The 17,748-nt window shown below is 71.1% G+C and carries 16 protein-coding genes and 2 pseudogenes; 9 read left to right on the forward strand and 9 right to left on the reverse strand.

The genetic code is table 11. The features are described 5' to 3' along the window. Window positions 1–92 precede the first annotated feature (92 nt). Entirely contained in the window at window positions 93–953 is an 861-nt protein-coding gene (locus AOK11_RS10845; RefSeq protein WP_055593454.1) for a TIM barrel protein, read from the reverse strand. A gap of 911 nt (window positions 954–1,864) precedes the next feature. Here AOK11_RS10845 and AOK11_RS10850 point away from each other — a divergent pair. The 3 genes from AOK11_RS10850 to AOK11_RS10860 all read left to right on the forward strand — a co-directional run bounded on the left by AOK11_RS10850 (window position 1,865) and on the right by AOK11_RS10860 (window position 5,727). Continuing rightward, window positions 1,865–3,283, forward strand: coding sequence for a cytochrome ubiquinol oxidase subunit I (locus AOK11_RS10850; protein WP_055593455.1), 1,419 nt, complete (start codon window positions 1,865–1,867; stop codon window positions 3,281–3,283). Window positions 3,284–3,391: 108 nt separating this feature from the next. After that, on the forward strand, window positions 3,392–4,420 hold the full coding sequence (locus AOK11_RS10855) for a cytochrome d ubiquinol oxidase subunit II (RefSeq protein ID WP_055593456.1): 1,029 nt from the start codon (window positions 3,392–3,394) through the stop codon (window positions 4,418–4,420). 815 nt (window positions 4,421–5,235) lie between these two features. After that, on the forward strand, window positions 5,236–5,727 hold the full coding sequence (locus tag AOK11_RS10860; protein ID WP_055593469.1) for an AAA family ATPase: 492 nt from the start codon (window positions 5,236–5,238) through the stop codon (window positions 5,725–5,727). Between the two features lie 173 nt (window positions 5,728–5,900). Here AOK11_RS10860 and AOK11_RS10865 read toward each other — a convergent pair whose 3' ends face one another. Further along, entirely contained in the window at window positions 5,901–6,629 is a 729-nt protein-coding gene (locus AOK11_RS10865; RefSeq protein WP_055593457.1) for a polyamine aminopropyltransferase, read from the reverse strand. A gap of 92 nt (window positions 6,630–6,721) precedes the next feature. Beyond that, window positions 6,722–8,407: a ribonuclease J gene (locus AOK11_RS10870; protein ID WP_055593458.1), complete on the reverse strand. Its 1,686-nt coding sequence runs from the start codon at window positions 8,405–8,407 to the stop codon at window positions 6,722–6,724. Between the two features lie 710 nt (window positions 8,408–9,117). Between AOK11_RS10870 and AOK11_RS10875 the strand changes: the two genes are divergently transcribed. From AOK11_RS10875 to AOK11_RS10900, 6 genes are all read left to right on the forward strand, one after another. Further along, on the forward strand, window positions 9,118–9,369 hold the full coding sequence (locus AOK11_RS10875; RefSeq protein WP_055593459.1) for a YkoF family thiamine-binding protein: 252 nt from the start codon (window positions 9,118–9,120) through the stop codon (window positions 9,367–9,369). Further along, complete coding sequence (locus AOK11_RS10880) at window positions 9,366–9,734, forward strand: helix-turn-helix domain-containing protein (protein WP_055593460.1); 369 nt, start codon at window positions 9,366–9,368, stop codon at window positions 9,732–9,734. Before AOK11_RS10875 ends, AOK11_RS10880 begins: the two co-directional genes overlap by 4 nt. Window positions 9,735–9,892: 158 nt before the next feature. Then, window positions 9,893–10,420: a 2-oxo-4-hydroxy-4-carboxy-5-ureidoimidazoline decarboxylase gene (gene uraD, locus AOK11_RS10885; RefSeq protein WP_055593461.1), complete on the forward strand. Its 528-nt coding sequence runs from the start codon at window positions 9,893–9,895 to the stop codon at window positions 10,418–10,420. A gap of 13 nt (window positions 10,421–10,433) precedes the next feature. Continuing rightward, window positions 10,434–10,841, forward strand: coding sequence for a hydroxyisourate hydrolase (uraH, locus tag AOK11_RS10890; protein ID WP_055593462.1), 408 nt, complete (start codon window positions 10,434–10,436; stop codon window positions 10,839–10,841). A 5-nt stretch (window positions 10,842–10,846) separates the two neighbouring features. Further along, window positions 10,847–11,767, forward strand: a complete 921-nt coding sequence (gene pucL, locus AOK11_RS10895) for a factor-independent urate hydroxylase (RefSeq protein WP_055593463.1) — start codon at window positions 10,847–10,849, stop codon at window positions 11,765–11,767. A gap of 75 nt (window positions 11,768–11,842) precedes the next feature. After that, on the forward strand, window positions 11,843–13,222 hold the full coding sequence (locus AOK11_RS10900; protein WP_055593464.1) for an 8-oxoguanine deaminase: 1,380 nt from the start codon (window positions 11,843–11,845) through the stop codon (window positions 13,220–13,222). Between the two features lie 221 nt (window positions 13,223–13,443). On the opposite strand, the pseudogene AOK11_RS39595 reads toward AOK11_RS10900, so the two are convergent. The 6 genes and pseudogenes from AOK11_RS39595 to AOK11_RS10925 form a co-directional block, all read right to left on the reverse strand. Next, window positions 13,444–13,593: pseudogene (locus AOK11_RS39595) on the reverse strand (lysozyme); the annotation flags it as partial. Window positions 13,594–13,923: 330 nt separating this feature from the next. Beyond that, window positions 13,924–15,003: a sensor histidine kinase gene (locus AOK11_RS10905; protein ID WP_055593465.1), complete on the reverse strand. Its 1,080-nt coding sequence runs from the start codon at window positions 15,001–15,003 to the stop codon at window positions 13,924–13,926. After that, window positions 14,996–15,691 carry a response regulator transcription factor gene (locus AOK11_RS10910; RefSeq protein WP_055593466.1) on the reverse strand — a complete coding sequence of 232 codons (696 nt, stop codon included), beginning with the start codon at window positions 15,689–15,691 and terminating at the stop codon, window positions 14,996–14,998. The genes AOK11_RS10905 and AOK11_RS10910 overlap by 8 nt, the downstream gene beginning before the upstream one ends. 68 nt (window positions 15,692–15,759) lie before the next feature. After that, window positions 15,760–16,464 (reverse strand): VanZ family protein, encoded by a 705-nt coding sequence (locus AOK11_RS10915; protein WP_055593467.1) that lies wholly within the window; start codon window positions 16,462–16,464, stop codon window positions 15,760–15,762. Window positions 16,465–16,896: 432 nt separating this feature from the next. Next, window positions 16,897–17,319, reverse strand: coding sequence for an acyl-CoA thioesterase (locus AOK11_RS10920; RefSeq protein ID WP_055593468.1), 423 nt, complete (start codon window positions 17,317–17,319; stop codon window positions 16,897–16,899). Between the two features lie 59 nt (window positions 17,320–17,378). Then, window positions 17,379–17,748 (reverse strand): annotated as a pseudogene (locus AOK11_RS10925) (hypothetical protein); the annotation flags it as partial.

Here is a 17,748-nt window from a genome sequence, read left to right on the forward strand (position 1 = left end):
GGGGGTGCCGTGGGTGCCGTGGGTGTGGCTCATGGTGGGAGTGCCTCTCCGTACACGTCACACGTCTGCACAGCGGACTGCACAGCGGATGGTCAGCGGGCGGCGCGGGCCTCGCGGGGCAGCCAGTCGAAGGCCTCCGCGCTCGGCCGGTCGCCGGGCTTGTACTCCAGACCGACCCAGCCCGTATAGCCCGCTGTGCGCAGGCGGCCCAGAAGGTCCTCCAGCGGGAGCACTCCCGTGCCGGGGGCGCCACGGCCGGGGCTGTCGGCGATCTGCACATGGCCGGTCATCGAGGCGTACCGCTCGATCACCGCCGGCAGGTCCTCGCCGTTCATGGCCAGGTGGTACAGGTCCATCAGGAACCGGGCGTTGCCGAGCCCCGTGGCCGCGTTCACCCGGTCGACGACTTCCACCGCCGCCGGGGCCGACACCAGTGGGTACCGCGGCGACTCGGGCCGGTTCAGCGCCTCGATCAGCAGCATCGCGCCGATCCGGTCGGCGGCGCCGGCGGCGAGGACGAGGTTCTCCAGGGCGAGCGCGTCCTGCTCGGCCGGGTCCACGCCTTCGACGCGATTGCCGTACAGCGCGTTGAGGGCCGTACAGCCGAGGGACCCGGCGAAGTCCGCGGCCACGTCGACATGGGCGCGGAACCGCTCCGATTCCTCGCCCGGGAGCGACAGGGCGCCGCGGTCGGGGCCGGGGAGCCGTCCTGCGTAGAAATTCAGGCCGGTGAGCCGGACGCCAGCGTTCTCGATCGCCTTTCTCAGCCCGTCGAGCTCGGACCGCGCAGGTGTCGGCGAGTCGGCCCAGGGCCACCACAGCTCGACCGCGGTGAAGCCGGCCGCGGCGGCTGCCGCGGGGCGCTCCAGGAGCGGGAGTTCGGTGAAGAGGATCGACAGGTTGACGTCGAAGCGCCGGTCTGCGGCGGTACTCCACTCAGCACCTGGTGGCATCGGGGCCGCACTCCCTTCCGGTCACGTCAATCGCTCCTTGGATTCCGAATTATGGAAACTTTCTTCTGTCTGATGGAAGATTGCCCGTGGGGCTCGGAGGCTGTCAAGGGGAGCGGGCGGCAAGAGTGCGGAAAGGTCGAAGACCTGCCGGGCCCGGCCTGCGCGCCCCTGCCCGTTCACCCCCGCCCGGCTCCGGGGGCTCGGGCCGGGGTGCTCCCGGCCGGTGCGGGGGAGTGATCGGAGCGGCGGGGTTGAGCATGTGCGAGGGCGAGTGAAGTCCTGTGGCGCGGCTCTGGCCTGCGAGAACGCTCCCCGGCCCGTGCCGGCCTGCAGGAACGCCCCTCACCTGTTCTCGCCGCTTCGCAGCGTTTCCCAGGTACGTGTGCCCTGGATGCGCCCTGTGGGGAGGTGGGTGAGGGACGCCTTGCAGCTGATGCGGCATCGCCCCGACCCGACCTGACCCGACCTGACCTGACCCGACTCGGCTCGACCCGACCCGCCCCGCCCCGGCACAGGTCGCAGTCGGCGTCCTGTGCGGTTCAACTGATCCAGGCCAGGGGCTTAATCGCAGGTCAGGTCCCTGCCGTCCGAGGGGGTCGGCACAGTTGGTGAGACCTGCGCGAGCGCGTGGGACGAGGAATCCCCCGCTGGTCCGCACCGGCGGGGGTTCTGCGTGCGGCGGCGCGGCAGGCCGAGCTCGCGCCGTGGCCGGTCGAATTCCGGATCGAGCTCCCCTCGTGGCGTACGGCGCCACGTCGTCCGAGTGGGGGCGATCAGGGCAGCCGGCCATTCATGCCTATGGCTGGTTTGTCAAGAAATGTGAGGGGTATTCCGGAATGGCTGTGGGCCGGTGCCGGCGATGCTGGGGGCAGCCTGCGGCGATAGTCCTTCAGGCATGCGGGAGAGTGCTTGTGAACGCCATCGCTGTCGGCTCCGCTCCGTGGCCCGTAGTGCTCCTGGCACGCGCCGCGACCGAGGGGGACCTGTCGGCGGCGCGGGCGCAGATGGGCTTCTCCCTGGCCTGGCACATCGTGGTGGCCTGCCTCGGCGTGGGCCTGCCCGCGCTCACCCTCCTCGCCGAGTGGCTGGGCATCCGCAGGAACGACGCGGCGCTGAAACTGCTGGCCCGGCGCTGGGCGCGGGCCATGGGCGTGCTGTTCGCGGTGGGTGCGGTGTCCGGTACGATCCTCAGCTTCGAGATGGGGCTGCTGTGGCCCGGCCTCATGGGACGCTTCGGTCAGGTCATCGGGCTGCCCTTCGCGCTGGAGGGCATCGCGTTCTTCATCGAGGCCATCTTCCTCGGCATCTATCTGTACGCCTGGGACCGGTTGCCGCCGCGCAGGCACCTGCTGACGGGCATCCCCATCGTGATCGCGGGTACCGCCTCCGCGTTCTTCGTCGTCTGCGCGAACGCTTGGATGAACCAGCCCCGCGGATTCACCCTGCGCGACGGCAAGGTCGTACACGTGGATCCCTGGGCGGCGATGCTGAACCCGGCGAGCCCGCCGCAGACCGTGCACATGATCCTCGCAGCGTTCATGGTGGCCTCGTTCCTGACCGCCGCCGTGTACGCCGTTGCCCTGCTGCGAGGCCGGCGCGACGCTTACCACAAGGCGGGCTTCGCCATCCCGTTCACCGTCGGGGCAGTGGTCGCGCCCTTCCAGATCGTCGTGGGCGACTGGGTCGCCCGATTCCTGGCCGACTACCAGCCGGTGAAACTGGCGGCCATCGAGGGCGTGTACCGCACCGGCTCCCACATCCCGCTCACCATCGGCGGTGTCGCCGGGCAGGACGGGCTGAAGTACGGGCTGGAGATCCCCGACGGGCTCTCCTTGCTGATCGGATACCGGACGGACACGGTGGTGAAAGGACTGGACCAGGTGCCCCGCAGCCAGTGGCCCCCCGTCACCGGTGTGCACTGGGCTTTCGACCTCATGGTCGCCGTCGGCTTCTTCCTGCTGGCCCTCGGCCTGTGGCTGTTCCTGGCGTGGTGGCGCACCCGGCGCTCCGGCGGCGAACTCCTCGACCGGCGCGGGAGCCGCCTGCTGCTGGTGCTCGTCGCACTCGCCGGTCCGGCTTCCGTGGTCGCGCTGGAGAGCGGCTGGAGCGTCACCGAGCTGGGCCGGCAGCCGTGGATCGTCTGGGGGGTGATGAGCGTACGGGACGCCGTCAACCCGGCGCCCGGCCTGATGGTGGGGCTGTGGCTGGTGCTGGTGGTGTACGCCGCCATGACCGCCGCCACGGTCTACGTGCTCCGCCGTCTGGCACGTGGTACGGCCATTCCGGCCGCACCCCAGGAGGCGGATGTGCGGGAGTATCCCGTGGTCTGACCGGGACACCGTCCTCGGCTCGCCGGACCGGACCGGTCCGGTCCCCGGGGCCCTCATCTCGACTCCTCCACCGCCGTCCTCACCAACGACGTCTGCCATGGAGGTCCCGTGCTCGCCGACACCGCCCTCGCCGTCATGTGGATCGGGCTGACCTGTTACGCCTTGTTCGGAGGCGCCGACTTCGGCGCCGGTGTGTGGGACCTGCTCGCCGGCGGCGCGCGCCGGGGCGCCTCACAACGGCGGCTGATCGAGCACAGCATCGGGCCGATCTGGGAGGCCAACCACGTCTGGCTCATCTTCGTCGTCGTGCTGCTCTGGTCCGGGTTCTCGCCGGTCTTCGCCGCCGTGATGTCCACCCTCTACCTGCCGCTGACCCTCTCCGCGCTCGGCATCATCGCCCGCGGCGCCGCCTTCGCCTTCCGCAAGGCCAGCACCGAGCTGTGGCAGCGTCGGCTCTTCGGTGCGTGCTTCGCCGTGTCCTCGCTGGTCACCCCGTTCTTCCTCGGCGCCGTCGCCGGTGGAGTCGCCTCCGGCCGGGTACCGGCCGGGCTCGCCCGGGGCGATGTGATCACCAGTTGGCTCAACCCCACCTCCGTGCTCGGCGGCGTCCTGGCGGTCCTGGCCTGCGCCCATCTCGCCGCCGTCTATCTGTGCGCGGACGCCGACCGCGAGGGCGATCCCGAGCTGGCGCGGGTCTTCGCCCGACGGGCCGTGGCGAGCGGACTGGCGAGCGGAGCCGTCGCCCTGGCCGGCATCGCCGTGCTGCACGTGGACGCCCCCCAGCTCTTCCACGGGCTCACCCACCGGGCGCTGCCGCTGGTCCTGCTCAGCACGGTCAGCGGTGTCGTGGGCCTCGGCCTGCTCATCCGGCGGCGCCATGTCGCGGCGCGCGGAGCGGCCGCGCTGGCCGTCGCCGCGATCCTGTGGGCGTGGGGCGCGGCCCAGTACCCCGCCATGCTGATCGGCAGCCTTACCGTGGACCGAGCCGCCTCCCAGCCCGCCGTGCTCTCCGCCTGCCTCATCGTCCTCGCCTGCGGCGCCGTTCTGCTGATCCCGTCCCTGTGGCTCCTCTACGGCACCTTCCAGCGGGCGCACACCGCCGAAGCGCCGAGCACGCACGGCCGTACAGCACCCTGACGACCTCACGAGGCGGCCCACCTCACCCCTGACGGCAGAGGCTCAGTCATTCCCGCCCCACCGGGCGGTGTCGTTCCCTGCCCCGAAGAGGACGTCCGCGGCTCAGCCGACAGGGGCGGGCCGGTCCTGTCCCCCGCTCCGGACAGCGAGACGCGTTTCGCCGTGTGCGGCCGCGAGGAGGCCGAGGACGGCCCAGGTCGGCGATGCCCGACTCGAAGCCGAGGAGGCGGGGGCCCGACGGGGTGTGTTCCGGCAGCCCGATGACGACCGGCACGAGGGCGGTCGAGTCGAGCACCGGACCGACGAGGAGCCTGACGTGCCCCGGGCGTCGCGGGGTCGACGGAGCTGCCGGTGTTCAGACGGAGCTGCCGGTGTTCAACGGGCGCCTGCCTTCCGGGCCGGAGGATCGGTGTGCTGCGCGCGGGGCGGCCTGCCGGGGCGGACGAGGTGAACGAGGAACCCGCACCGGCGCGTCTCAGCGGGCAGGCGGAAGTCGTCGGGTGGGAAGACGTGCGCAGGGAGCGCATCTCCGAGCGCCCGGCGACTTCTGGGCTCGTGCTCGGACTCGTGCTCCGAGGGGCGGGATCCTTTGCAACAGCGAGGCGCGCCGCCCCTGCGAGCCGCACGGATCGCCCCCCGTCATGCCGGTCTCGATGGCCACCGGGCAGGCGGTGGGTGTCTGTGCGGCCCTCGCCGCGGCCCAGGGCAAGAACCTCCCCAACATGCGGCGAGCGCGGTCCGGCGGGAGCTCCGCTCCCAGGAGCCGGCCTCCGGTGATGGTCGGACATCACCGGGCGGCGTGGCATCGTGGCCGTATGACGACGGGAACGGACGTGGCCGTGTTCGTCGGACTTCAGGCGTCCGGGAAGTCCACCTTCTTCGACCAGCGCCTGTCCGGCCGGTACACGTTGGTCAGTAAGGACCTGTTCCCGCGGGGCGCCCGCAACAAGCAGCGGCGGCAGATGCGGCTGGTGGACGAGCACCTGGTCGCCGGGCGGCCGGTGGCCGTGGACAACACCAACCCGTCACCGCGGGAGTGGACCCCGCTGGTGGAACTGGCCCACGCCCACGGTGCCACTGCGACGGCGTACTGGTTCCCACCGGACGTGACCGGCTCGCTGCGGCGCAACGCCGCCCGCGAGGGCCGTGCCCGCGTCCCGGACGCCGGCGTCCTGGCCACGCTGAGACAGCTCCGCAAACCCTCGACGGAAGCCGGGTTCGATGCGGTGCGCGAGGTGCGGTTCGATGGCCGCGGTGGCTTCGAGGTACGTGCCGAACCGCTGCATGCCCCCCGGATCACCGGATGACCCGGCTGATCACGGAGCGGCAGGGCAGGCGGCCTTCGGTAGGCGGGCCGGGGCGTCTGCGCGGACCGGCCCGACACGTTCGCCCGCGGTCCGCTGCCTCCGGAGGAAAGGCCACCCGACGGGAAAAGCGACCCGGGCGGCCCGTGGATCCTTTTAATAAGCGTTGATACGAGTTAAGACGCGCCTGTTTTTGTGCCGGCCACATAGACGGTGTTGGCCGACGTACCGCCCTGCAGGGGGTTGGTGAACTCGACGACATGTGCCGCCGACTCCGCGAAGACCTCGGTGAGGGCGGAGAGGAACTGTTCGTCGGGGGGATCGTTCGACCACAGGGCGAATACGCCGCCGGGGCGGAGATGCCCGGCGAGAGAACGGAGCCCGGACGGCCGGTAGAGCGCGGCGTGGCGCGGGTGGAGCACATCACGCGGCGAGTGGTCGACGTCCAGCAGGATGGCGTGGAACCGGAGGTCCGGTTCCTTCGGGTCCAGTCCGCCGGTGCCGCAGGCCCTCGCGAAGAAATCGCCGTGGACCAGGCGGCACCGGGAATCCGACGCGAGCCCGGTCCCGAGGGGGACCAGGCCCCGCTGGTGCCAGTCGATGACTTCCGCGAGTGCGTCGATCACCGTGAGCCTACGGACCCGGGGGTCGTCCAGTGCTGCCCGGGCCGTGTATCCGAGACCCAGTCCGCCGACGGCGACGTCCAGTCCGGTGTTCGGCAGTTCGGCCAGACCCAGCTCCGCCAGCGCGATCTCGCCGGCGGTGAAGAGGCTGGACATCAAGAACTCGTCGCCGAGCTTGACCTCGTACACCTCCTCGCCCGAGACCGGATGACGGCGCCGTCGCAGGCTGATCTCACCGATCGGTGTCTCCTGCCAGTCGAGCTCCTCGAAGCGCAGGCTCATCCGTCCGCCTTTCCGATGTCCGCTGGGCACAGGGGTGCCGCTGAGGTGGCGCCCGGAAGTCCGCGCCCGGGGTGGTACGGGGCGCGGTCCGGTCAGGCGTCGATGATGACGGGGATGATGAGGGGTTTGCGGCGGTAGGTGCGGAACGCCCAATTGGCCACGGCGCGGGCGATGAGCTGTTCGAGCTGGTGTGCGTCGCCGATGCCTTCCTCGGCGGCGGTGGCCAGCGTCTTCTCGATGACGGGGACGACGGGTTCGAACGTGGTCTCGTCGTGGACGAAGCCGCGGGCCAGGAAGTCGGGTGCCTCGGCCAGCGCGCCGGTGTCGGCGTCCACGATCGCCACGACCGTGACCACGCCTTCCTCAGCCAGGGTGAGGCGGTCCTTGAGGGACGCCTCGGTTGCGCCGCCGACCTCCATGCCGTCCACGTAGACGTTGCCCGCGGGCACCTTGCCGGTGATGGACGCGCGCCCGTCGACGAGGTCCACGACGACCCCGTCCTCGGCGACGACGACCCGCTCGGGGGCGACTCCGGTGCGGATGGCGAGGTCGGCGTTCGCCCGCAGATGGCGCCACTCGCCGTGGACGGGCATGACGTTGCGAGGCTTGACGATGTTGTAGCAGTAGACGAGTTCGCCGGCGCTGGCGTGCCCGGAGACGTGCACCTTGGCGTTGCCCTTGTGGACGACGTGGGCGCCCCACCGGGTCAGCCCGTTGATCACCCGGTAGATGGCGCTCTCGTTGCCGGGGATCAGGGAACTGGCGAGCAGGACCGTGTCGCCCTCGCCGATGCGGATCTGATGGTCGCGGTTGGCCATCCGCGACAGCGCGGCCATCGGTTCGCCCTGCGATCCGGTGCACACCAGGGTGATCCGGTGGTCGGGGAGCTTCTCCAGTTCCCTCGTGCTCACGACCAGACCGGAGGGGACCTTCAGATAGCCCAGCTCGCGGGCGATGCCCATGTTGCGGACCATCGAGCGGCCCACGAACGCCACCTTGCGGCCGTGCTGGTGGGCGGCGTCCAGGACCTGCTGGATGCGGTGCACATGGCTGGCGAAGCTGGAGACGATGACCCGCCGGGGCGCGGTGCGCATCACCTGCTCGATCGCCGGATTCAGTTCCCGCTCGGAGGTGGTGAAGCCGGGCACTTCGGCGTTGGTCGAGTCGGTGAGGAACAGATCCACACCCTCCTCGCCCAGGCGGGCGAAGGCGCGCAGGTCGGTGATGCGGTCGTCGAGGGGGAACTGGTCCATCTTGAAGTCACCGGTGTGCAGCACCAGCCCGGCGCCGGTACGGATCGCCACGGCGAGGCTGTCCGGGATGGAGTGGTTGACCGCGACGAACTCGCAGTCGAAGGGGCCGAAGCCCCGCCGGTCGCCTTCCTTCACCCGTACCGTCCGCGGCCGGATGCCGTGCTCCTTGAGCTTGGCCTCCAGGAACGCCAGCGTCAGCTTCGACCCGACGACGGGAATGTCGGACCGCTCACGCAGCAGATAGGGCACGCCCCCGATGTGGTCCTCGTGTCCGTGGGTCAGGACGACGGCCGCGATGTCGTCCAGACGGTCCCTGATCGACGTGAAGTCGGGCAGGATCACGTCCACCCCGGGCTGCGTCTCCTCGGGGAACAGCACCCCGCAGTCGACGACGAGCAGCTTGCCGGCGTGCTCGAAGACGGTCATGTTGCGGCCGATTTCGCCCAGGCCGCCCAAGGCGGTGACCCTCAGCCCTCCTTCGGGCAGGGGCGGGGCGGCTTTGAGTTCGGGGTGCGGATGGCTCATACCCTGACGTTAGCTGAGGCGTTCCTGGCGGGCTGCTCCACGTCGGTGTTCTTCGGTGCCGCAGTCTCCGACCTCGGCGTACGGCTGCTGCTGGACGCCGTCGTCGCCCTCGCCCCACCGCCCGGTCCACGCAGGCCACGTCCGGCACGCGTCGTCCTCGCTGCCCTGCCGATCGCCGCCGCACTCGCCGTCCTGTCGGCCAGGTCCCCGTGCCCGGCCATGGAGACACCACACCGGGCCGGCCAGAGCCGCCGCCGTGACGGTTCGACGTACAGGGAGCCGGCACCCCTGCACGCGACCTGTCCGCTTGACGGCCCAGGGGGCGCGGTGACGCCGGTGGTGGGACCCGGCTCCTGCCGGGATTCCGGCCTGGTTTCTGTCTGCGGGCCAGGCGATGCGGTGTCTGCGGGCAGATGCCCGGAGCCGACGGGCCGGTGCGCGCTCGACGGGGCGGCCGGATGCAGGACGACCAGCTAGGGGGCCATGGCGTTGCGCGGGCGGCTCGGGCACGTGCAAGGCGGAGGGATGCCCCGGTCGGTTAGGGTCCCCTCGTGGCGGACGAAGCGGCTCCGTCCCAGTGAAATCGATTGGTCCGGGGCGCATCGCGGTGGTGAAGCAGTCGACTGATGCGTCCCTGTCGTGCCCTGATGTGCCCTCGCGGTGGGTGGTCCGGGTAAAAGTGCAGGTCAAGGGTGCGTTCGGGGAGTGCAATGCGATTGAGAGTGGAGTTCACGACCGAGCCCTTCGATCTGGACGTGGCGCCCGCGCATGCGGTGGTGGCCCGGGAGGTCGTGGAGGGGGCCGCGCTGGACTCGGTGGACGTCGGGCCGTTCGGGAACACCGCGGAGGGCGGCGCCGACGTGGTCCTCGCCGCCGTGGACGCCCTGCTGCGCCGCAGCCTGGAGGCCGGTGCGACCCGGGTCTCGCTCCAGGTCAACGTGATCGCGGAGGCCGAGGGATGAGCGGCAGGGCGGACGAGTCGTTCATCGCCGCCGTCAAGCCGCTCGTCGACGCCATGGGCGGGCGGCTGCTCCCGCCCGACGAGGCCGGTCCCGACGACGTCGTCCTCGCCTGGGAGGGCACCGACGCCGTCGCCGTGCGCCTGCCCCAGCTCGCCGACTCCCTCGATCACCTCCTCGCCGCGCTGGAGCGCCGGCACGGCAGACCCCTCGCCGACCTGGACCGCAGGGCCAAGCAGGAGATCGTGCGGAGCCTGGAGGCGCGCGGCGCCTTCGCCGTCCGGCACGGTGTCGAGACGGTGGCGGGCGCGCTCGGCGTCAGCCGCTTCACCGTCTACAACTACCTCAACCGGGAGAAGAGCTCCTGAGGGGCCTCTGAGGTGTTCCTGAAGGGCTGCGGCAGGTTTTCGAGGGTGGCCCGGCCGCCGCGTTTTTCAACAAACTGTTGACGTGGTGGTCCGGGGCGGCGTTAGCTGTTCGCACGCCCGTTCCGCAGGACGGCCGGTCCCGGCCGGGGGAGGCTTCCGTGACATCCGCTTCCACACCGCAGGGCCTGGCCCGCTTCAACGACCTGGAGGAGAGCGCGGCCCTCGCCGCCCTCCACGAGGTGTGCGCCTCCACCGCGTGGGCCCGGCGGCTGCTCGCCGGCCGCCCGTACACGACCGCCGGTGATCTGTACGCCGCCGCCGACGCCGCCACGAGCGCGCTGATCGCGGCGGACCTCGACGAGGCGATGGCCGGGCACCCGCCGATCGGCAGACCCCGGACCGGTGACCCGGCCTCGACGCGGGAGCAGAGCGGCATGGCCTCCGCGTCGGACCGCCTCAAGGCGGAGATGGTCGAGCTGAACCTTGCCTACCAGGAGAAGTTCGGTCATGTGTTCCTCATCTGTGCCACCGGCCGGACCGGCGAGCAGATGCGCGACGCGGCCAGGGAACGCCTGGGCAACACGCCGGAGCGGGAACGCGAGACCGTCCGCACCGAGCTGGGGAGCATCAACCGCATCCGCCTGGCCCGGCTCGTCGAAGCGGACCGACAGCCCCGACCTCTCTAGGAGCAGTGCCCGCATGAGCACCGAGACCACCGCTTCCGTCTCCACGCACATCCTGGACACCAGCGTCGGCCGCCCCGCCCGGGGCGTCGCCGTCCGGCTCTCCGCCCGCTCGGGCCGGGAGGGGCACTGGCAGGCGCTCGGCGGCTCCGCGACCGACGAGGACGGGCGGTGCAAGGACCTCCCGGCGCTGCCGGAGGGCACCACCCACGTACGGCTCGACTTCGCCGTGGAGCCGTACTTCGAGCCACATCCCACCGACAGGCGAGCCGAGGCGCAGCAGGACGCCCCCGCGCATCGGGACAGCGGCACCGGAGTGTTCTTCCCGGAGGTGGCGATCACGTTCGCCGTCCTAGCGGGCGAGCACTACCACGTACCGCTGCTGCTCAACCCGTTCGGCTACTCCGTATACCGAGGGAGCTAGCAGACATGCCCACGATTCTCGGCCCGAACCAGTACGGCAAAGCGGAGAACCGCGTCGTCAGGATCACGAGGAACGGCGCCACCCACCACATCAAGGACCTGAACGTCTCCGTCGCCCTGTCCGGCGACATGGAGGACGTCCACTACTCCGGCTCCAACGCCAACGTCCTGCCGACCGACACCACCAAGAACACCGTGTTCGCCTTCGCCAAGGAGCACGGCATCGAGTCCGCCGAGCAGTTCGGCATCCACCTCGCCCGGCACTTCGTCACCTCCCAGGAGCCCATCCACCGGGCCCGCATCCGCGTCGAGGAATACGCCTGGGACAGGATCGCCACCTCCGGCACCCACCAGCGGGAGCGCGGCGAGCACTCCTTCGTCCGCAGGGGCCAGGAGACCCGGCTCACGCAGGTCACCTACGACGGCGGGCGGTGGGAGATCGTCTCGGGCCTGAAGGACCTGGCGGTGCTGAACTCCACCGACTCCGAGTTCCACGGCTTCGTCAAGGACAGGTACACGACCCTGAAGGAGACCCGGGACCGCGTCCTCGCCACCTCGGTCGCCGCCCGCTGGCGGTTCAACTGGACCGACGACGGGCAGCCGATGCCCGACTGGGAGACGTCCTACGCGCGGACGAGGCAGCACCTGCTCCAGGCCTTCGCCGAGACGTATTCCCTGTCCCTCCAGCAGACGATGTACCGGATGGGCGCGCAGATCATCGAGCACCGTGAGGAGATAGACGAGGTCCGCTTCTCCCTCCCCAACAGACACCACTTCCAGGTGGACCTGGAACCCTTCGGGCTCGACGACGACAGCGCGGACGGCGCCGTGTACCTCGCCTCCGACCGCCCCTACGGCCTGATCGAAGCCACGATCCTGCGCGACGGCTGCGAGGCGCTCATACCGGCGGACCTCACCAACCTCTGAGAACGAAGAGAACGAAGAGAACGAAGAGAACAAAGGGAACGTGCGGAGCGGGTGGAGCGAGTGGAGAGACGAACCATGGAAGCAGTCCAGCGCATCGTCATCGAGAACTGCGCGATCGCGACCGTCGACGCGAAGGACACCGAGTACGCCTCCGGACACCTCGTCCTCGCCGGCCACCGCATCGAGTCGCTCGGCGCGGGCAGGGCCCCCGAGGGCCTGGAGAACGTCGTCCGCCGCATCGACGCCACCGGTCACCTGGCCACGCCCGGTCTGGTCAACACCCACCACCACTTCTACCAGTGGCTCACCCGGGGCCTGGCCACCGACCAGAACCTGTTCCACTGGCTCGTCGCGCTGTACCCGACCTGGGCGCGCCTCGACGAGCCGATGGTGCACGCCGCCGCCCGGGGCTCCCTCGCGATGATGGCCCGCGGCGGTGTCACCACCGCCGTGGACCACCACTACGTGTTCCCGCGCGGCTCCGGCGACCTGTCCGGCGCCGTCATCCGCGCCGCCCGCGACATGGGCGTCCGCTTCACCCTGGCCCGCGGTTCGATGGACCGCGGTGAGAAGGACGGCGGCCTGCCCCCGGACTTCGCCGTGGAGACGATCGAGGACGCCCTCGCCGCGACCGAGGAGACCGTCCGGCAGCACCACGACACCTCCTTCGACGCCATGACCCGGGTCGCCGTGGCACCCTGCTCCCCGTTCTCCGTCTCCACCGAACTGATGCGGCAGTCAGCGGAGTTGGCGCGCGGTCTCGGCGTGCGCCTGCACACGCACGGGTCGGAGACGGTGGAGGAGGAGAAGTTCTGCCACGAACTGTTCGGGAGGGGCCCGACCGACTACTTCGAGTCCACCGGCTGGCTCGGCGAGGACGTGTGGATGGCGCACTGCGTCCACATGAACGACTCCGACATCGCCGCCTTCGCCCGCACCGGGACGGGCGTCGCCCACTGCCCCTCCTCCAACGCCCGCCTCGCCGCCGGGATCGCCCGCGTCCCCGACCTGCTGGCCGCCGGGGTCCCGGTCGGTCTCGGCGTGGACGGCACCGCGTCCAACGAGTCCGGCGAACTGCACACCGAACTGCGCAACGCCCTGCTCGTCAACCGCCTCGGTCCGCACCGCGAGACCGCCCTGACGGTGCGTCAGGCACTGCGTCTGGGAACCCACGGAGGCGCCCGGGTCCTGGGCCGGGCGGCGGAGATCGGCTCGCTGGAGCCGGGCAAGCTCGCCGACCTGGTGCTGTGGCGGATGGACACCCTCGCCCACGCCTCCATCGCCGACCCGGTGGCCGCGCTGGTCCTCGGTGCGCCGGCGCCGGTCACGGCGTCGTTCGTCAACGGCCGCCAGATCGTGGAGGGCGGCCGGCTGCGCACGGCCGACGAGGACGAGATCGCCCGCACCACCCGGGCGCAGGCCCGGAGGCTGGCCGCGATCGCGGCCCAGGACTGAGCGCGGGTCCTGAACGGGGCACCGGCCCGCCCGGGTTGTCCCGGGCGGGCCCGCCATGTCCTCAGGCCGCCCTGTGAGGTGGGGTCGGCTCCACCGCGTGTTCACATGCGGAGGCGCTCGGTTGTGCGGGAGTGCCGGATGCGCTGTGACGGACGTGGTGGGGCGGCATCGGTCCGCGCTTCCGGTACGGGCCGTGCCGGTACGGAAGATGCGGGTATGGATCACGTGTTGTCGGCGAGGGCCAGGGGCCGGTCCCGTGAGCCGTTGAACTGGTTGCGGTCCACGGTGCCGGCGACGCCGCCGACCGAGCCGGTGCTGGTGTACTGCCACACCGTCCAGGTCGGGAAACCGCTCGGGATGGTCGGCGAGGTGTTGGTCCGGTGGCGGTTCGGACGGCCAGGGATGTTGTCATCCCGGCGGCGGAAACTTCCACCGGGTGAAAGCGGAAGTGGCCTCCGCGCCGCAGGTGACGTACGGCCCTGCCCCCTGGGGGAAGCGCACGGCCTTCCGCCCCCGCGGCAGGGCGGGCTGATCACCGCTTTCCTTCGGTGAGTGACGGCCTGGGGCGGTCCAGGACATGCTCGATGCGGTCGAGTTCGGCAGTGCGCTCGGGATCCGGTCACCTCTTCCACCGGGCCCGCGCGGGTCGGCAGTGGGCCGAGCGGGGCGGCGGGCAGGTGGGCCCCGCCCGGGGACGGCGCTTACGGCATGCCGGGAAGCCGAACCGTGACGAGGAGACCGCCGGCGGGGCGGGGGACGAGGCCGAGGGTCCCGTCATGGGCGCGGACGATGCTGTGCACGAGGGCGAGGCCGAGGCCGACGCCGGCGTGCTCGTCGGTGCGTGCGCGCTGCGTTCCGCGCTGGAAGGGTTCGGTGAGGGTCGGCACCAGTTCCGGCGGGAGCGGATGACCCGTGTTCTCGACCCGCACCACGCTCGCGTCGCCCTGTGCTTCGGTGTGGACCGTCACGGTGCCGCCGGCGGGGAGGTTGTGGACGATGGCGTTCTGGACGAGGTTCGTCATCATCCGCAGCAGGAGCTCCGCGGAGCCGCCGGCCCGTGCCGCTCCGCCGGTGACGTCGAGCGTGATCCCGCGCTGTTCGGCGAGGGGGAGCAGGGTTTCGGCGGCCTCTTCGGCGACGAGGGAGAGGTCGACGCTCTCGCGGGTGAAGGTCCCGCGGTCGCTGCGGCTGAGCAGCAGGAGGGCTTCGGTGAGGTCGATCGCGCGCGTATTGACGGCCTGCAGGCGTGCGAGGAGTTCGTCCTGGTCCCGCGTGGGGTCCCTGCGGGCGACGTCGAGCAGTGTCTGCGAGATGGCCAGCGGGGTGCGCAGTTCGTGGGAGGCGTTCGCGGCGAACCTCCGCTGCTCGGCGACGTGCGACTCGAGTTGTTCGAGCATGCTGTCGAACGCGTCGGAGAGTTCACGGAATTCGTCCTGGCGGCCTTCCATGCGGATCCGGTGGGACAGCGATGCGTTCCCGGCTGTCCGCGCCGCGGCCGTGATCCGTGTGAGCGGTGCGAGCATCCGGCCGGCGAGGATCCATCCCCCGACGAGACCGAACACGAGCAGGAAGACCATCGCCACGGCCGCGGCGGGGGCGAAGACGCGCACCAGGAGGTAGCGGTTGGGTGAGACCCCGAGAAGGCCCTTGGGGCTGTCGGGTACGTAGCGCAGCAGGAACACCCACACCACGGCCAGCAGGAGAGCGCCGGCGACGGCGAGGAACCCGGCGTAGCTGAGGGTGAGTTTCAGTCGGACGCTGAGCCCCGGGCGCCTATGCATGCGTACTGCCGGGGCGGGTGGTGCCGGGGCCGGTGTCGATGCGGTAGCCGACACCCGGCACCGTGGCGATGATCCATGGTTCGCCGAGCCGTTTGCGCAATGCGGAGACGGTGATGCGGACGGCGTTGGTGAAGGGGTCGGCGTTCTGGTCCCAGGCCCGTTCCAACAACTCTTCGGTGCTGAGGACCCCGCCTTCGGCGGCGACGAGGACTTCGAGCACGGCGAACTGTTTACGGGTGAGCGCGACGTAGCGTCCGTCGCGGAAGACCTCCCGGCGGAAGGGGTCGAGGCGCAGGCCCGCCATCTCGCGGACCGGGGGCCGGGCGTACGCGCGCCTGCGGTCGAGCGCCCGCAGCCGCAGGACGAGCTCCCGCAGCTCGAACGGCTTGGTGAGGTAGTCGTCGGCACCGAGCTCGAACCCGGACGCCTTGTCGTCGATCCGGTCGGCGGCGGTGAGCATGAGGATCGGGATGCCGCTGCCGGAGGCGACGATGCGCCGGGCGACCTCGTCGCCGGAGGGGCCGGGGATGTCGCGGTCGAGGACCGCGAGGTCGTAGGAGTTGACGTCGAGCAGTTCCAGCGCGGAGTCGCCGTCGCCGGCGACGTCGGCGGCGATCGCTTCCAGCCGGAGACCGTCACGGACGGCTTCGGCCAGGTAGGGCTCGTCCTCCACGATCAGTACGCGCATGTCCGAAGCCTAAGCAACACGTATATCGCCGACGTATGCAAAGACGTGTGCACACCGGTACGCACGACTCAGCCTGCCGGTGCCGGCACGGGGCGGGGCTGGTCCGACGGCGCTTTTGCCGTGGTGCGCCACCAGCGGCGCGACGCCAGCGCGGCCAGCACGGCGCCGGTGGCGTTGACCAGTACGTCGTCCACGGAGGACACCCGGTCCAGCCGCAGGACGTACTGGGCGATTTCGACCAGGGCCGAGCAGCCCGCCCCGAGCGCCAGGATCCGCGGCACGGACGCCGACGCCGTGAACCGCATCGGGGCGAAGAACCCCAGCGCCGCGAAGATCAGCAGGTTGCCGACGATCCCGAGCGGCCCCATCGTGAGCAGGTCCCGCAGTGGTACCAGGCTCACCCGGCCGGGGACGGTGCCGGCCCCGGCGCCCGGCATCATGGTCATCCACAGGAAAGGCACCGTCCCGTGGACCATGCCCACCTCGGCCAGCGACATCCGCCACGCCGAGGTGACGCCGGCGGCACGCCGACGGCGCGCCAGGGCCCACACCACCAGCGCGGCCAACGGCAGCGCGACCAACGTGATGAGCACCACACCGTTGAACGTGTCGAAGCAGCCGTGCCACCGCCCGGCCATGCACATCGGAGCGGACATCATGAGCGGCCGCCGCACGACGAACGCGGCGCTCGCCACGCCGAGGATCGCCAGGCCGAGAAGCACGATCCCGCGCGTGCGGCGGGGCGGTGCCGACAGGGGTGCGTTGTGGTTCACGCCCCCATTGGAGACGGAGGGGCGTTGCGGTGGCGTATGCGATTTTCGATACACCCGCGATACACGGGATCCCCGGCATCAAGGAACCGGCGCAAGCCGGCGGTGAGACGGTCCCGCCGCCGGTGATCGCGCCGGTCCGGCTGCTGCAGGTGCGGCGGGGCGGGAACCGGTTCTCAATGAACGTGATGCCGGCGATCAGCGCCAGGGGCCGGCCGCACTTCATGGTCCTCACCGGGAGTTTCACCGACGGGGTGGTGTGCCGCTTCCTGGACCGGCTCACCGGCTCACCGGCCACTTCGACCCCAAGGTCCACCCGGCCCTCACGCCCGGCCGGAACGACGTGCGGCCGTATCGGGAGGCGAGCCCCCGGTACGGCCGGCAGCCGTCCGACGGTTTGTCCGTCGGTACGTCTCGTCCGTCGGTTCCGTGGTTCTACAGGCCGAACAGGCCCGGGTCCTCGGCCAGCTCCCGGAAGACGTCCCGCGGGTTCGGCAGCAGCTTGCGCTGCTTGAGGTCCAGCGCACCGGCGACGCCCGTGATCTCGGCCGAGACCGTGCCGTCCGCCTTGGTGATGACCTGCTCCACGCGGAACGTCTTGCCGGTGTTCCAGGAGAAGGCACAGGTCACATCGACCTCTTCGCCGGCGAGCAGCTCGCGCTTGTAGCGGATGGTGGTCTCCAGGACGACCGGCCCCACGCCCCGCGCGGCGAGCGCGGACTGCGTGATCCCCGCCTTGTGGAACAGCTCCCAGCGCGCGTGCTCCGCGTAGTTGAGGTACACGGCCTGGTTGAGGTGGCCCTGCACATCGGTCTCGTATCCGCGCACGGTCACCCGGACGGAAAACGGCTCACTCACTGCTGCCCCTTCATGCCTGCTCGGTTCGCTGCGTCGGGCACCGATCCTGGCACGTCCCCTCATGCGCGGCGCGGGGAGGCCAGCAGGTACCGGGCCCGCGTCCGCGGCTCCGTGTACTCCCCGGCCTGCCAGCCGGCCGCCTCCAGAGTGGCCGCGCAGGCCCGCAGCGCCTCGCCGTCCGCCTCGTACACGGCGACGGCCTCCGGCTGCGGCGTCTCCCGCACCCGGTAGCCGCCGGTCCCGGCGCCCTCTCCGGCGGGACGATGCCCTGCGGCTTCCAGGGCGAGCGCGGCGGCCTGCACCAGATGGCCGCGCTCCCAGCCGCAGGGCCGGTCGGTGGCACCGTCCGGGTGCGACATGCGCCGCAACTCCAGTAGTCCCTGCCACGCACTCCGCACCTCACGCAACCGCGCGGCCCCGCCCTCGGCC

The sequence above is a fragment of the Streptomyces hirsutus genome (assembly GCF_001418415.1).
Classification (GTDB): Bacteria; Actinomycetota; Actinomycetes; order Streptomycetales; family Streptomycetaceae; genus Streptomyces; species Streptomyces hirsutus.

What these genes read in the sequence shown, in the direction of transcription:
- AOK11_RS10905 (WP_055593465.1), bottom strand. Translation starts at nt 15,003, where the DNA reads ATGCATAGGCGCCCGGGGCTCAGCGTCCGACTGAAACTCACCCTCAGC.
- AOK11_RS10845 (WP_055593454.1), bottom strand. Translation starts at nt 953, where the DNA reads ATGCCACCAGGTGCTGAGTGGAGTACCGCCGCAGACCGGCGCTTCGAC.
- AOK11_RS10860 (WP_055593469.1), top strand. Translation starts at nt 5,236, where the DNA reads ATGACGACGGGAACGGACGTGGCCGTGTTCGTCGGACTTCAGGCGTCC.
- uraH (WP_055593462.1), top strand. Translation starts at nt 10,434, where the DNA reads ATGAGCACCGAGACCACCGCTTCCGTCTCCACGCACATCCTGGACACC.
- AOK11_RS10865 (WP_055593457.1), bottom strand. Translation starts at nt 6,629, where the DNA reads ATGAGCCTGCGCTTCGAGGAGCTCGACTGGCAGGAGACACCGATCGGT.
- AOK11_RS10875 (WP_055593459.1), top strand. Translation starts at nt 9,118, where the DNA reads ATGCGATTGAGAGTGGAGTTCACGACCGAGCCCTTCGATCTGGACGTG.
- pucL (WP_055593463.1), top strand. Translation starts at nt 10,847, where the DNA reads ATGCCCACGATTCTCGGCCCGAACCAGTACGGCAAAGCGGAGAACCGC.
- AOK11_RS10870 (WP_055593458.1), bottom strand. Translation starts at nt 8,407, where the DNA reads ATGAGCCATCCGCACCCCGAACTCAAAGCCGCCCCGCCCCTGCCCGAA.
- AOK11_RS10900 (WP_055593464.1), top strand. Translation starts at nt 11,843, where the DNA reads ATGGAAGCAGTCCAGCGCATCGTCATCGAGAACTGCGCGATCGCGACC.
- AOK11_RS10910 (WP_055593466.1), bottom strand. Translation starts at nt 15,691, where the DNA reads ATGCGCGTACTGATCGTGGAGGACGAGCCCTACCTGGCCGAAGCCGTC.
- AOK11_RS10880 (WP_055593460.1), top strand. Translation starts at nt 9,366, where the DNA reads ATGAGCGGCAGGGCGGACGAGTCGTTCATCGCCGCCGTCAAGCCGCTC.